This window comes from Methylobacterium sp. J-077 (genome assembly GCF_022829365.1).
Lineage (GTDB): Bacteria > Pseudomonadota > Alphaproteobacteria > Rhizobiales > Beijerinckiaceae > Methylobacterium.
This window is the reverse complement of record NZ_JAKSYJ010000179.1, coordinates 1-13,130: the sequence shown is the minus strand read 5'-3', so window position 1 is coordinate 13,130 and position 13,130 is coordinate 1. Positions and strand designations below refer to the sequence as shown.

General features: G+C 64.9%; 9 protein-coding genes and 3 pseudogenes. 3 read left to right on the top strand and 9 right to left on the bottom strand.

The features are described 5' to 3' along the window. Positions 1 to 21: 21 nt before the first annotated feature. Positions 22 to 153 (bottom strand): hypothetical protein, encoded by a 132-nt coding sequence (locus MKL11_RS33185; RefSeq protein WP_279600654.1) that lies wholly within the window; start codon positions 151 to 153, stop codon positions 22 to 24. Between the two features lie 377 nt (positions 154 to 530). Between MKL11_RS33185 and MKL11_RS22075 the strand changes: the two genes are divergently transcribed. Further along, the gene (locus MKL11_RS22075; RefSeq protein WP_243947327.1) at positions 531 to 1,238 is read left to right on the top strand and encodes an anti-sigma factor domain-containing protein; all 708 of its coding nucleotides are present in this window, start codon (positions 531 to 533) and stop codon (positions 1,236 to 1,238) included. 38 nt (positions 1,239 to 1,276) lie between these two features. Here the strand turns inward: MKL11_RS22075 and MKL11_RS22070 are convergent, their stop codons facing one another. From MKL11_RS22070 to MKL11_RS22050, 5 genes and pseudogenes are all read right to left on the bottom strand, one after another. Then, positions 1,277 to 1,846, bottom strand: coding sequence for a fasciclin domain-containing protein (locus MKL11_RS22070; RefSeq protein WP_243947351.1), 570 nt, complete (start codon positions 1,844 to 1,846; stop codon positions 1,277 to 1,279). Between the two features lie 832 nt (positions 1,847 to 2,678). Continuing rightward, positions 2,679 to 3,496 (bottom strand): annotated as a pseudogene (locus MKL11_RS22065) (outer membrane protein). 574 nt (positions 3,497 to 4,070) lie between these two features. After that, positions 4,071 to 5,612 carry a sensor domain-containing diguanylate cyclase gene (locus tag MKL11_RS22060; RefSeq protein WP_313900771.1) on the bottom strand — a complete coding sequence of 514 codons (1,542 nt, stop codon included), beginning with the start codon at positions 5,610 to 5,612 and terminating at the stop codon, positions 4,071 to 4,073. Positions 5,613 to 5,726: 114 nt separating this feature from the next. Then, positions 5,727 to 5,945: pseudogene (locus MKL11_RS22055) on the bottom strand (transposase); the annotation flags it as partial. 115 nt (positions 5,946 to 6,060) lie between these two features. Continuing rightward, the gene (locus MKL11_RS22050) at positions 6,061 to 6,690 is read right to left on the bottom strand and encodes a FecR domain-containing protein (RefSeq protein WP_243947325.1); all 630 of its coding nucleotides are present in this window, start codon (positions 6,688 to 6,690) and stop codon (positions 6,061 to 6,063) included. Between the two features lie 411 nt (positions 6,691 to 7,101). Here MKL11_RS22050 and MKL11_RS22045 point away from each other — a divergent pair, with 411 nt between their 5' ends. Beyond that, the gene (locus MKL11_RS22045; protein ID WP_243947324.1) at positions 7,102 to 7,440 is read left to right on the top strand and encodes a DUF3307 domain-containing protein; all 339 of its coding nucleotides are present in this window, start codon (positions 7,102 to 7,104) and stop codon (positions 7,438 to 7,440) included. Positions 7,441 to 7,448: 8 nt separating this feature from the next. On the opposite strand, the gene MKL11_RS22040 is transcribed toward MKL11_RS22045, so the two are convergent. Beyond that, positions 7,449 to 9,587 (bottom strand): CHASE2 domain-containing protein, encoded by a 2,139-nt coding sequence (locus MKL11_RS22040; protein WP_243947322.1) that lies wholly within the window; start codon positions 9,585 to 9,587, stop codon positions 7,449 to 7,451. Positions 9,588 to 9,780: 193 nt separating this feature from the next. Between MKL11_RS22040 and MKL11_RS22035 the strand changes: the two genes are divergently transcribed. Then, positions 9,781 to 11,040, top strand: coding sequence for an EAL domain-containing protein (locus MKL11_RS22035; protein WP_243947320.1), 1,260 nt, complete (start codon positions 9,781 to 9,783; stop codon positions 11,038 to 11,040). A 542-nt stretch (positions 11,041 to 11,582) separates the two neighbouring features. On the opposite strand, the gene MKL11_RS22030 is transcribed toward MKL11_RS22035, so the two are convergent. Beyond that, positions 11,583 to 12,538 (bottom strand): IS630 family transposase gene (locus tag MKL11_RS22030; RefSeq protein WP_243947318.1). Its coding sequence is split into 2 segments (ribosomal slippage): positions 11,583 to 12,187 and positions 12,187 to 12,538, totalling 957 coding nucleotides; the frame shifts between segments, so codons are not numbered across the junction. 99 nt (positions 12,539 to 12,637) lie between these two features. Further along, positions 12,638 to 13,130: pseudogene (locus MKL11_RS22025) on the bottom strand (IS5 family transposase); the annotation flags it as partial.

Genomic DNA, 13,130 nt, shown 5'->3' with positions numbered 1-13,130 from the left:
CCGGCCTCGTACCGACCGCTCCTAGACCAGAGCAAGCTCCTGCAGCACCGGCATGACGCTCGAGTGCGCCCCGTGCCGCATGCCCTGCAGGTACAAAGCGCAGGCCCCGGAGGCCTTCAAGCTGTAGGCGGCGGAGAGGGGCGCGGAGGGCATGGAAGCCAGCTACGGCAACCTGGCGGGCAGAAGCCAGTCCATTTCGTTGCGTCTTGCCGCTTCGGAATTGGGGTAGATCCTGCCTTGCCAAAACAGCCCTGAAACTCTGTCGCCCCGCTGATCGTAGGGGGTGAATGGCTCTCAGGGCGTCAGCATTCGGCCAAATCTTGCGATCCCACCGGGTCACGGTGGTGCCTTGCACCATTCATCCCGGGTGCTTCCGCTGGCTCATCACCTCGGCAGGCGGTCAACGATCGGAGCAATCGTCTTACTCCTACGCAACGGCCGCTGGCGCGCGAGCGGTCGGCAGCATGCGGCTGCGTGAGCTCGCCACGAAGAGCTAACGGCTTCCAGATGTCATTTTCGGAAGGGGTGCCATGAGCGGCGTCGATGATACCGCTTCAGATCCTGACCTGCGTGCCGCCGAGTACGTGCTCGGCACCCTCGACCCAGGGAAGCGGGCCACGATGACACGCGCGATCGTCACCGATACCGCCTTGGCGCGCCGGGTGCAGGCTTGGGAACGGCGGTTTTCACCCCTGCTCGGCGCGATCCCGCCGGTGATACCGCCGCCGCGGGTGCGGGCGGCGCTGCTGCGGGCGCGATCTGCCGGGCCCAGCAGATCAATCACTCCGCTGGGCGGGGAGCTCCTCGCTCATCTGCAGCGACAGGTTTGGCGCTGGCGCATCGCCACCGCGGCGGCCGGGCTGCTAGCGGCCGGACTGGCGCTGTTCGTCGCGGTCGGGTCGCGGCCAGAGCCAGAGGGTGGCCGCTATCTCGCGGTGGTCCAGAGCGGTGGTACGCTTCCGACCCTGATCGTGCGCGTCGACACCCGCACTGGCACCGCCCAGGTCCGGCCGGTCGGGGCCGAGACGCCCGCAGGCCGGAGCCTGGAACTGTGGTATGTCGGCGCCCAGGGGCCGAAGCCGCTCGGCCTCGTCGGGGCCGCGCCGAGCCGGGTGAGCCTGCCGCATGGCGCCGCATTAGACGGGGTGCTGGCGGTCTCGGTGGAGCCGCCGGGCGGCTCGCCGAGCGGCCAGCCCACGGGACCGGTGGTCTATACCGGCATGCTGATCGCCGAGTAGAGGTAGGCGGCGCAGTCGAAGCCGCGCCGCCAGCATTATCATGGCATTAGCACGCCGTTGACGACGTGGATCACGCCGTTCGACTGCATCACGTTGGGGATCGTCACCGTGACAGTGCCGCCCTTCACGTCGGTGATGAGCACTTTCTTGCCCTGCACCGCGACGGCGAGCGGCTCGCCCTCGACGGTGGTGAGAACGGCCTGATCAGGCCCCTTCTTGGCGAGGGTCATCAGGTCCTTGGCGGTGTAGACGCCCGAGACCACGTGATAGGTCAGGATCTTGGTCAGGGTCGGCTTGTTCTGCGGCTGCACGAGGTTCTCGACGGTGCCCGCCGGCAGCTTGGCGAAGGCGGCGTTGGTGGGCGCGAACACCGTGAACGGGCCGGGGCCGCTCAGCGTCTCGACGAGGCCCGCAGCCTTCACGGCAGCGACCAGGGTGGTGTGGTCCTTGGAGTTGACCGCGTTCTCGACGATCGTCTTGTTGGCGTACATCGGTGCGCCGCCGACCATCGGGTTCTTGGCGTAGGCTGCGCCAGTGGCACCCAGGCCGAGAGCAAGGGTCAGGGCGAACGTCCGGGCTGCGCGGCGGCCTGTGTTGGTGTTGAACATCATGCTTCCTTCCGTTCCCCCTCGCTGGGGGCGATGGTGGCTGATACGGGGCCACCTAGGGAAAAGTTTCGGATCGTAGGCCTCCGACCTGATCACTGATCGGTGAGCGGGAGCCCGTCACCGCTGCTGGACGGGCTTGAACCGTATCAACACACCCGCCTCGATCATGGTAGGCGTCCGATCGCTCGGACCACGGCAATGATGCATGCGGCTCCAAGAAGTATAGCGGCAACCACCAGCTTGACGCTTACCAACCCAAGGGGCCGCCTTCTCATCGAAGTGGATCCGTCAGTGTTGTTCGTCCTGATCACCGTCAGCGAAAGGGACTGATCCCGCCAACGGTACGATCGGCGTGCTCTCCACCAGGACCCGGATCATCTCGGATCGGTTTTCGAGCATCATGGCAGGCGGCTCTCCCACCAGTGCCGCCCAGCCTGCTACGAACGCTGGCTGCGATATTTGGGTGAGCGCATCCTCACTCGGGGACATCGGCGGGGTTGGTTCGACACGTTTGCTGATCATACCCGCGGTACGCGCGCAGCCTGCGTTGCGTTTCCCGGCTCCGCTGACAGGGTGAAGACGGCCTTACCGGGGGGCGACAACCCCGAATACGATCTCGAATTGCTCGCTCAAGTCAGAACAAAAAAACACCCCAGGAGCGGGTGCTCCCAGGGTGGACCGACCTCCCGGCCAGTTTGATCGGGCTGGGGATCAGGTGGTCGGTCAGAGTTGTTGAAACGCTCGCAGCAGAAAGGCGATGAAGAGGACCTGTCCCTCGCCGCCCTGCTGCGATCACCTCGGCGCGGACGCCGAGGCGTAGCTTGTCCCCGCCTCAGTACGAGCCAAACTTGAAGTTCAGACCCGCGCGGGCGATGCCGCCCTCCGTCCGGAACTGGGAAATGTAGCCGACGCCGGGGCCGCCGACCGAGCCGACGAGCAGATTGTGGCTTCCGAGGTCGTAGCGGATGTACTCTGCCTTGAGCGTCACGGCGTTCGACCGGAAGAAGTTCAGGAATGAGTCGGTCGGCAGGGCGTACTCGATGCCGCCACCGTAGGCGTAGCCGGTGTCCATCCGCGAGCGGCTGCCGAAGTAGGTCAGCGGCGCGGCGGTCTGGAAACCGACGCGCTGGGTCACGTCGCCATAAGCGAAGCCGCCAGTACCGTACACGAACACCCGATCGAAGGCGTAGCCGACGCGACCGCGGACGGTGCCGAGGAAGCTGAGGTCGGTACGATAGGTGTTGGTCAGGACGTTAGGGTTGAAGGCCGGGCGGAAGATCGACTGCACGCCCGTGCGCTGCAAGTCCATGTACTGCGCATCGGCCTCGACGCCGACGACGATGCCGGAGCCCGGCGTGAACTGATAGTTGTAGCCAACCTGACCACCGGCAGAGAACCCATCCTGCGACAGGCGAACCGCCGGGCTGCGGAGCAGGTTGTTCACGTTGTTCTGAAGGGTGCCGATGCCCACGGTCCGGATCGTGTCCGACTCGGTGTAGGCGTAGCCCGCGTTGATACCGAAGTACGCCCCAGTCCAGGTGAACACCGGCACGGGTGTGAAGATCGGCGGCGGGCACGGCGGGGTAGGTCAGCGGCCATCGCGGTGGATGCCAGCAGCGTAGCAGCAGCGGCAAGGAACAGCCTTTTCATGTCGCGCATGACCTCTCAGATTCCAACAGAGACTCGTTGTTATCCGAAGCCAGGCATCTTTAGCTATGTCTTACTGGCAACACCCGTCTTACAACGAAAATATTCGCCATCTCAGTTTTCATACGAATAGAGGGGTGGCTTTATTCCTCTTCCGAAAAATTTATTTTTCAGCAGCGAATGACAAATCACGCACGGTACGTTCGGGCGCTGGCAACTACGCATGTTGGCCTGTCCAAGTATGCTGAAGAGGCCTCGTGTTTCCGAGGATCGCCCTTGCCAGACTTGCCGGAAGGTCCGCTTACAGGATTTTACACCTTTTGACCGAATGGCTGGAATGGGCGCGAAGCCGAACGTCCGGTCCCGCTCGCATTGGGGGTCATCCGCGCGTGCGGCCGTCCGCAGCCTTCGCAGCAGCCTCTCGCGAGGCCGAACCGGATCACGGCCGAGAGCTGTGCCCGGTCGATCGGGTAATAAGTAGCGGTGCTCGGGCCGGTTCGGCTTGACGGCGGGACTGTGCCACCGGGCTTGAAGAATGCGTAGCTGTAAGGCGTCGGCGTACTTCGCCCACCTTCGCTCATTGCATCAACCGGAGCACCTGCTTCAGCGGAAACACGGCCGGCTCATGCGGCTTCGCATGGCGGGTCTGGTTCCGCCCACCCGCTTTAGCCTCGTAGAGAGCTTCGTCTGCCAAGCGATAGAGATCCGTCAGCCCGGCGACCTCCGTGGCTGTCGGTACTATGGCTGCGAGCCCAATGCTCACCGTGACTGCTCCGGCTCCGATGCCGATTGAAGCTATAGTCAGCGCAGACACCTCAGCATGGAGCTTGTCTGCTACGCGATGGGCGCCAGCCTGATCTGTATCTGGCAGGAGAACCGAGAACTCCTCACCGCCAACTCGGCTAACGAGGTCCTGCGGCCGGTACACGCTGGCGGAAAGGCAGCGCGCCAAGCTCCGCAGCACCTCATCTCCAACCTGATGGCCGTACCGATCGTTAAAGCGCTTGAAGTGGTCGGCATCGACGATGAGCAGCGAGAGCGGCCTGCCGCTGTGCCGCGCGGCTTCCCAGGCCTGAGCCCCCGCGTTCTCAAAGGCCCGGCGGTTCGGCAGGCCGGTCAGGGCGTCGGTCAGCGACAACCTTTCGAGCTCAGCCTGCATGGCTTCGCGCCGGCGCAGTTCGCGCCCAAATAGGAGCGAAAGGGCGATCGTGAGCCCGCACAACACGAACACGATGCCCCCGATGACCAGTGCCTTGACCCGCCACTCGGCCTCGATCGCGCGCGTCGACAGGGCCACGTTCAGGATCAGAGGCAGGCCGCCGACACGCGTGTAGGTGTAGTGCCGTTCGATCCCGTCGCGCGCAGAGATGTGGACGAAGCTTCCGCTCGCATCGCGCATGAACCCCTGGAAGGTCTGCGTGCCCGCGATGTTCACCCCGATGTCTGCTTCGGCATAGGGGTGGCGCATGACCCGCGTGCCGTCGCGGAGGTACAGGTTGATGGCGCCGTCCTGGCCAAGATCGATCTCGCCGAACAGGCGCGTGAAGTAGGACAACTTCACGCTGCCTAGGACCACCCCGCCGAAGGTGCCGTCAGGTTTGTTAATGCGGCGGCTGAAGGGGAGCATCCGCTCGCCTGTCAAGCGCGAGACGATCGGCCGGCCGATGTAGAGGCCCAGCCCAGCGCGCGCCTTATGAACTTGGAAGTACTCGCGGTCGGCGTAGTTGCCCTTGCGTGGTGGGACGGCATCGATGTCGGCGATGATGTCGCCGTGCTGGTCAATGACGATCATCACGCCCATATCGCGGGCGGTCGCGGCACGATCGAACAGGATGAGCTGGCGGATTGCCGGAGCCATCTCAGCAAGACCAGTCGTCCTAAGGTTTTCGACAGCGGCCTGGATCGAGAGGTCGTACATCTCGATGTTGCGGGCGATGTCACGCTCCAGAACCTGCACGAGGTTTTTCGAGGTCTGCTCAGCCTTATCCCAAGCGTCTTGTCGAAGGTCCGCCAACATCAGGCCAGATGCCGCCAGCATGCCGATTGGTGCCAGGACACCCATCGCTATCCAAGTGCGGGCGGAGTGAAGCCGATGCGTGAAGCGTCGCAGCGAAGCCATCGGAGTTTTCTCAAGAGCGCGTTCGCTCCCGCCGAAGCCTCGCACGGGCAGCCTTAACCAAAGACTTCAGGACAAGAGGTTACGGCTGCGTCGGGCCGCTTACGCCACAGAGGAGTTGGCTTTGCGCAGCTTGGGGATGCACAGTTCGACCGTGCCGGCGCGCGTCTGCCAATCTCGGTCACGGTAGCCGTTGCGCTGGACCAGCCGCTCGGCGCTCTTCTCGCCGTGGGCCGCGCCGGTTAGGCCGCCGACCTCCAGCTCCATCAGCCGTTCGGGCGCAAAATCCCGCACTAAATTCGGCGAGAGCAGGAGCCGCGACCGAGGCACACTCATAGAGTGTGCCTCGGGCACGACAGCCTTCGTTGGGTCTCATCGATCAAGGGAGGCGGACTGCTTAAGGTGTTCCGTTCGGATCAATCCGCCGGCACGCTGAGCCGGTATCGCCCGATCACTGCGCCTTGGCGAAGCTGATCGTTTGCACCGCCCGCTTCGTGCGGTCCTCCGGCCAGGCGCCTGCGTCCATCGGTGCCTTCCCAGCGTAGACCATCGTACCCTGGCCCTTCTTCAGCAGCACCGTCCCACGTTTTGTCGTCACCTCAACCTCGCCGTCCAGCACCAGCACGCCGTAGCCGCCGTCGATGCGGCCGCCCCACACGGTGGTACCCCGCACACCCATTGTGCCGACCGGGGTCTCGATGACGACGTTACCGCCGGTTGGCCCCTCGATCTTGCCCCCGACGAACAGGAAGGCGCCCTGAGCGACCTTCACGCTCATGGCACCGCCGAGGTACTCTGGCTTGTAGACGAACTCGTCGACCGTCATCCGGCCCTTCTCGCCGAGCGTCAGTACGGTGCCGTCGTCGAGTTTGGCCTCTAGGCGCGCACCTGGCCCGGTGCGGAACTTGTCCTTGAACAGAACCGGACCAGTCGGAGCCAGGGCACGTATAGCGCCGCCTTGGCTCGCCGAAGCATCGGCCTGGACCTTCTCGACGATGCCGATCGGTTCAGGTGCCGCGAGTGCAGGTGTCATCGCATCAAACAGCACCGCCACAGTACCGACGAGACGAAGACGGATCACGATTAAACTCCATGTTGCGCTGGGAAAGGATCGGGTCTCAAACGGCCATGCCGAACCGTCTGCGGCAGCTGAGCCATCTGACGCTCACCACGAGGTCGCACTCGACGATCCTGACCAGGAAGGCGTCGTACAGATCGACAACGTAAGCTTGTTCTTCGCGCCTCGGAAAGCTCATTTAGATCTAACAGTGCTCGACGAACACCGCGCCGATCTTGCCGATCGCAGATTAAACAGGGGTAAATAGACGGGTTTATGTGACGGCATGAAGCCACAGTGGTCTTCTACCGTACGCCCGCGTTAGCGCCTTTTTGACGGAGATCGGTTGAAGCTGCCCTCCGATCGCGGGAGGCGCCAGTGCCTGGGCAAGAGACTACCGTTCCACTTCTGACGCTAAGCGCTCTGCTGATCGTTATGGCGGCCAAACACTATGGGGTCGATTTCGTCGGTCAGACGGAGTGGATGGCCCGCGGCAAGGAGCGTGTGGTCGGTTGGCAAGCGCCGCTCGCCGCCCATGCCGGGATGCACGCATTGGCGACCCTCGGCGTCGCGTTACTAGTCAAACCCGCATTCTGGTGGATTGCCCTGGTCGACTTCGTGGTCCATGGCCTGATCGATCGCGGCAAGACCCTGGTCGCCCACCGGACGCGCTTCGCCATGACTGATCCGCGGTTCTGGTGGCTGATGGGCTTCGATCAGTTCTTGCATCAAGTGACGAACGTCGCACTCGCAGTACTTCTCGTGCTCGGCTGAGATCGTCGTCAGGCGGCCATGCGCGTATCGCGTGCGCCGGCACCGATGCGACGGGCGTGCAGCGCGAGGATCGGATCGTTTGGATCCGCGGTATGCAGACGAAGGAGATCATCCGCCGCGCCCTCGTCGCCTGCGACGAGACGAGCGAAGGCGTCGAGGTACGCTGGCAACGACGTCGAGGCCTCCGCGAGCGGCTCGAACACCTCGACACCGATCGATTTGCCCCTGAGCATCAGTGTTCCAACCGGGCGGAAGGTGTGCCCGGAGACCTGGTCGCAGGTCGCCCTGGAGACGCAGATCCGCGTGCCCAACGCCTTGTTGGCCGACTCGAGCCGCGCTGCGGTGTTGATCGCGTCACCGTGGGCCGTGTAGTCGAAGCGCCGGCTCCCGCCGAAGTTGCCGACCACCGCGGGGCCCGTGTTGACGCCGATGCGGGTGGTCCCGAAGGCCACCCCCGCCGCCCGCTGACGCAGCTTGAAGTCCTGCGCGAACGCGTCGAGCGCGAGGGCGCAAGTCACCGCCCGTTCGGCATGGTCAGGCTGGTCGAGGGGCGCGTTGAACATGACGTGCACGGCGTCCCCGACGATCTTGTCCACCGTACCGCCGTGGGCCATCGCGATCGAGCACATCCCGTCGAGATAGGCGTTTAGCAACTGAACCAGCGCCTCCGCGCCGGCCGCCTCGGTCATGGCGGTGAAGCCCTCCAGATCTGTGAACAGGAAGGTCATCTCGCGGCTCTCGCCCCCGAGCTTGAGCCGGCCCGGGTCGCTCGCCAGCGCCGCCACGAGGTCCGGAGACAGATAGTGGGTGAACGCCGCACGCAGGCGCTGCGACGCCCGCTCGACGCCGGCGTACCGGACGACGACAGCCGTGGCGAACGCTGCCGCGACGGCGAGGGTCGGCAACGTCGCGTCGAATAGGAGGTCCGAGCGGGTGAACAGGACCCAGTCCGCCAGCATCGGGATCGAGACCAGCACCGCCGCAACGAGCCCTGCGGCGGCGAAGGACACGAGCGTGCAGGCGAACGCCGCGGCGAGCCCAAGCGTCAGCGCGACCACGCGCTCCACACCGGCGGCCCAGGCCGGACGGACCAAGTGAGCGCCACTCAACGCCTGCTCTAGGGCGATGGCGTGGAGGTCGACCCCAGGTTCGTACACAGTCATCGGTGTCGGCCGAAGGTCGGATAGGCCGACCGCGCTCGTTCCGACGAACACCGCCGCGCCGCGGACCTCATCGTACAATCTGAACCGTTCGACCGGGTCGAGAAGTTTCCATGCGGGGATCGTTCGGGTCGAGCGTGCGGTTGGAAAGCGTAGCCTCAAAGTCCCCGCGACGTCGAGCGGCAGGTCGATGTCGCCGACTCGAACGGTGTACCCGGTCGTCACGCCCCCGACGACCTCCGTCCGCAGTTTGATCGTGTCCTCGTCCTGAAGCACCCGGAGGGCGTCGAGGGCGAGCGAAGGAACCAAGCGATCGCCCACGCGCACGACCATCGGCAGCCTGCGGGTGATCTCGTCGGCTCCAGCCTTGAGCGAGAAGCTGCCGTGGCCACTCGCCGCCGCGTCGAGCACGGGGAGGTTTGTCACCGCCCCGCGGAACCGGAGGACCCCGTTGGGTTCAGCCACACCGATCACGGCGAACGGGGCGACACCATCCGGCGCCTGACCCTTGGTCTCGTCGATCGGTGCGAAGCCGGCCACGACCCGGCCTCGGTCGAACACGCCCGCCAGCACCGCGTCGTGGTCGGGCAACGAAGCGCGATCCGTCGTGGCCCGGAAGCCGAAGCGTCGTTCCCATTCCGGAATGAGCTGGGTGGGCGAGGTCCGGTCGGGTTCGGCGAAGACCATGTCGAGCGCGATCACGCCAGCGTCCATGTCTTGAAGTGCGCCGACGAGGTCGGCGACGAGGATGCGTGGCCATGGCCACTGGCCGTGGCGGGCCAAACTCTCCTCATCGACATCGACGACGACGACCGACTTCGCGACCGGCCCGCGTGGCGCCAGCCGCTGAAGGGTATCGCTGGCGAACAGCTCGAGCCGCTCGAACGGAGCCGGAAAAACGGCATGCAATACGAGGAACGCGACTAGGCTCGCGGTCCCCACGAGACCGGGAGCCACCCGACGCACGACCGGGCCGGTCGCGCGCATTCGTCGGGCAGCTGTCATGATCGCATCATCTCCTCGGGTGGGTCCCAGGTTGAGTGTTGCAAGGTCGGACTGCGAGACGGTTAAGGATGGCCCACTAATTCACAAAAATGTCAGTGTGTTCGTCGGCCTTTAAGACTTCGATGGTAGGCAGAAATAGCCGGCCTTTAGAGTGCCGTAGCTGGGGTTCCAGGCGGTGAACGCACTGCACACGACGCTCGACCGCAAACTCCTGCCCGCCGGCGCGATGCTGTTCTCAGCCGGCGAGCCAGGCGAGGCCGCCTATCTGATCGTCGGCGGACGGCTCGAGGTGTTTCTGGAGCGCCCGGAGGGGGATATCATCCTGGCGCACCGCGGACCCGGCGAGATTGTCGGCGAGATGGCGATCCTCGATCGGCGCCCGCGCTCGGCCTCGGTCCGGGCACTGGAGGATAGCGCCCTCGTCGCGGTGACCGAGCAGCAGCTCGCCCACCGCATCGCCGAGACCGATCCGATCCTATGTATGTGCCTCGGGGTGGTGCTGGAGCGCTACCGCGAGACCGTGGCGCTGTTGGAGCGGATGCAGGGTGCCGCGCCTCCACCCGCTGCCACGCGCCCGCCCGCCATCGACAGTGGTTTCGCCGCAGCGCTCAGCACCCTCGTTCTTGAACGTGAGATCAGGGCGGGCGTCGCCGACCGGCAGTTCGAGATGCACTTCCAGCCGATCGTCCGCCTCGCCTCGCGCCGGCTCGCCGGCTTCGAAGCACTGATGCGCTGGCGGCACCCTCAGCGCGGGCTCGTGCCACCGCTGGAGTTCATCCCGGTGGCGGAGGCGTCCGGGCTGATCGCCGACCTCACGAGGTTCGCGCTCACCGAAGTCGGGCGGGTGATGCCCGAGGTCATGCTGGCCGCCCTGCACAACCCCAGCGGGATCGAGGGGCCACCGTTCATCAGCGTCAACGTCTCCGGCCACGATCTGGCCGCCGCCTCGTTCCCGCAGATGATCGCCGACCTCGTCGCCCAAACCGGCATCGCGCCGAGCTGCCTGAAGATCGAGGTGACCGAGAGCCTGCTCATGAGAGATCCCGAGCGCGCCGCTGCCGCATTGACCGAATGCCGCGCCGCCGGGCTCGGCGTGGCGATCGACGATTTTGGCACCGGTTACTCATCCCTGAGCTATCTCAGCACGCTGCCGGTCACGACGCTGAAGATTGACCGAGCCTTCGTGCGCACGTTGCTGGCGGACCGCACGAGCCGGCGCATCGTCCAGACCGTCCTGCGTCTGGCCGACGAGCTCGAGATCCCGGTGGTCGCTGAGGGAATCGAGCACGTTGAGGAGGCCGACATGCTGACCGACATGGGCTGCGCCTTCGGACAGGGCTACCTATTCGGGAAACCTGCACCGCTCGACACGACCATCACTCTGACCAAAAGCTGGGACACCGTCGTTCTCCCGCGACGTGCACTCGCGTCGTAGTCTGCGTTTGAACGCGACCTTCTGCAGTTGACTAGCGCCAAACTCACAGCTTCGCAGCTACGAGGACCGACGCGAGCCAGTCAGGATCGAAGCGTTCCGGCTGAGGGCAGCTCGATGCCTCGATTTTTGAATGACAGAGCGAATTTCAAATCAATATTTTAAATTTGATCAGCAATTATCGCTCGAATGAAAATGATTTGCCGCCAAAAGCAAATCGCGGAGCGGCGAGGATCATTCCAACAGCATAGCGACGAATACTAACGAGGCGACACTACGGACTGCCCTCATGCGTATGGCCCAACGCCGCCGGCAGTGTCTGCTTACGGCATGTCGTCACCGTAACCTAAATGACCGGGTTGGGCGCATTGCGGAACGTCCGGTTTGTGAGACTGCGTCGTGGCTTGGAGAGGTCCACCGCGATAGCGGTGTGCCGGGCAGCAGCCGGGCCTCGAAAATTATCGCGCTACCTCAATGACATAAGTGTTCGCATTTTTGTTCGGACTGGCGCGCCATTATCTTCAAGCACTTAGAGCCGTTCCCGGTCATGTTGGGTCGAAAGCATCGTATCCAGCGGCGGCGACATAGTTTCGGCATTCGTGCGGATGGAAGGCTTTGAAGGCCTCCCGGATGGCGGCCCAAAGGTCTGGCACCGTGCGTGCGGCGGCCGTTCGCAGGAGCGCCTTCAGCTTGGCGAAGGCTTGCTCGATCGGGTTGAAGTCTGGGCTGTAGGCCGGGAGGTAGAGCAGACGCGCGCCGGCCGCCTCGATGGCCTCGCGCACGCCGGCGACCTTGTGGACGTTCAGGTTGTCAAGGATGACCGTAGCGCCACGCTTCAGCACCGGGACTAGGGTGTCGGTGACGTAGGCTCGGAAACGCTCACCGTTGGTCGCGCCATCGAACAGGGTGGTGGCGACGAGGCCGCCGGTGCGCAGGGCAGCGGTGACGGTGGTGGTCTTGTAATGCCCGTGCGGCACGGCGATGCGGCAGCGCTCGCCGCGTGGAGATCGACCGTAGGGTCTGACCATGTTGGTGGCGGCCGCCGTCTCGTCGAGGAAGACGAGGCTGTCGGGATCGAGATCGATTTGGCCGTCGAACCACGCCTCGCGGGCGGCCCTCACGTCCTCGCGCTGTTGCTCGGCTGCGTGAAGAGCCCCTTTTTACGGGTGATGCCGCGGCGACCGAAGAACCGCCACAACCCGCTCGTGCTGGTTCGGACGCCCCGCTTGGCCAGGGTGTCGCGCAGTTCCCGAAGGAAGATCTGCGGATGCGCGTTGCAGATCGCCAGGATCATTTCGGCATGAGCCTCGATGGCGGGCGGAGGCCGGTCGCCGCCCGCGGGCTTCGGCGCGATCTCACCCGCGTCCCGGAAGCGCGCATGCCAACGGATCGCGCTGGCCTTCCCGACACCGAAGCGTTCTGCCGCCTGCCGACGTGAGGATCCTGCTTCGATCGCTTCGATCACACGCTCGCGCAGATCGACCGACAGAACTGACGGCATGGCGCTCTCCTTCGAAAGCGCGCCATCGAATCAGAACGCGCCTGTCACCGCTACCCACGACCCAATGCCATCGGGAACGGCTCTAGGGTCTGGACTCGATCAGCACCAAAAAGCGATGACGGCGGCGAGGGCGACGGCTGAAGCATAATTGCGGGCGAGCTTGTCGTATCGGGTCGCGACGCGGCGGAAGTCCTTGAGGCGGTTGAAGGTCGCCTCGATGCGCCAGCGTTCACGATACCGCCGCTTGTCGTGGCGGATGCGTCGCTTGCGACCGCGCTTACCTGGGATGACCGGCGTGATGCTCTTCGCCCGCAGGTCGGTACGCAGCCAGTCGACGTCGTAGCCCTTGTCGGCGGCCAGGCGACGGATCCGGCCGGGTGCCTCGGCCAGCACGGCTGGGGCGGTGGAGACGTCGCTGGCGTTGCCGGGCGTCAGCAGAAGGACGCCGGGCCGGCCGAGGACATCGGTGAGCGCGTGGATCTTGGTCGTCTGGCCGCCGCGGGAGGGGCCGATGCCTTGCGCCTGCGCCCCCCTTTACCCCCGTGGGCGGAGCGATGCGCCCGCACGTAGGTGCTGTCGATGGCAGCCGCCT

Coding starts and splice junctions, on each gene's coding strand:
- MKL11_RS22070 (WP_243947351.1), bottom strand. CDS start 1,846: ATGTTCAACACCAACACAGGCCGCCGCGCAGCCCGGACGTTCGCCCTG.
- MKL11_RS33185 (WP_279600654.1), bottom strand. CDS start 153: ATGCCCTCCGCGCCCCTCTCCGCCGCCTACAGCTTGAAGGCCTCCGGG.
- MKL11_RS22040 (WP_243947322.1), bottom strand. CDS start 9,587: ATGCGCGCGACCGGCCCGGTCGTGCGTCGGGTGGCTCCCGGTCTCGTG.
- MKL11_RS22075 (WP_243947327.1), top strand. CDS start 531: ATGAGCGGCGTCGATGATACCGCTTCAGATCCTGACCTGCGTGCCGCC.
- MKL11_RS22060 (WP_313900771.1), bottom strand. CDS start 5,612: ATGGCTTCGCTGCGACGCTTCACGCATCGGCTTCACTCCGCCCGCACT.
- MKL11_RS22045 (WP_243947324.1), top strand. CDS start 7,102: ATGGCGGCCAAACACTATGGGGTCGATTTCGTCGGTCAGACGGAGTGG.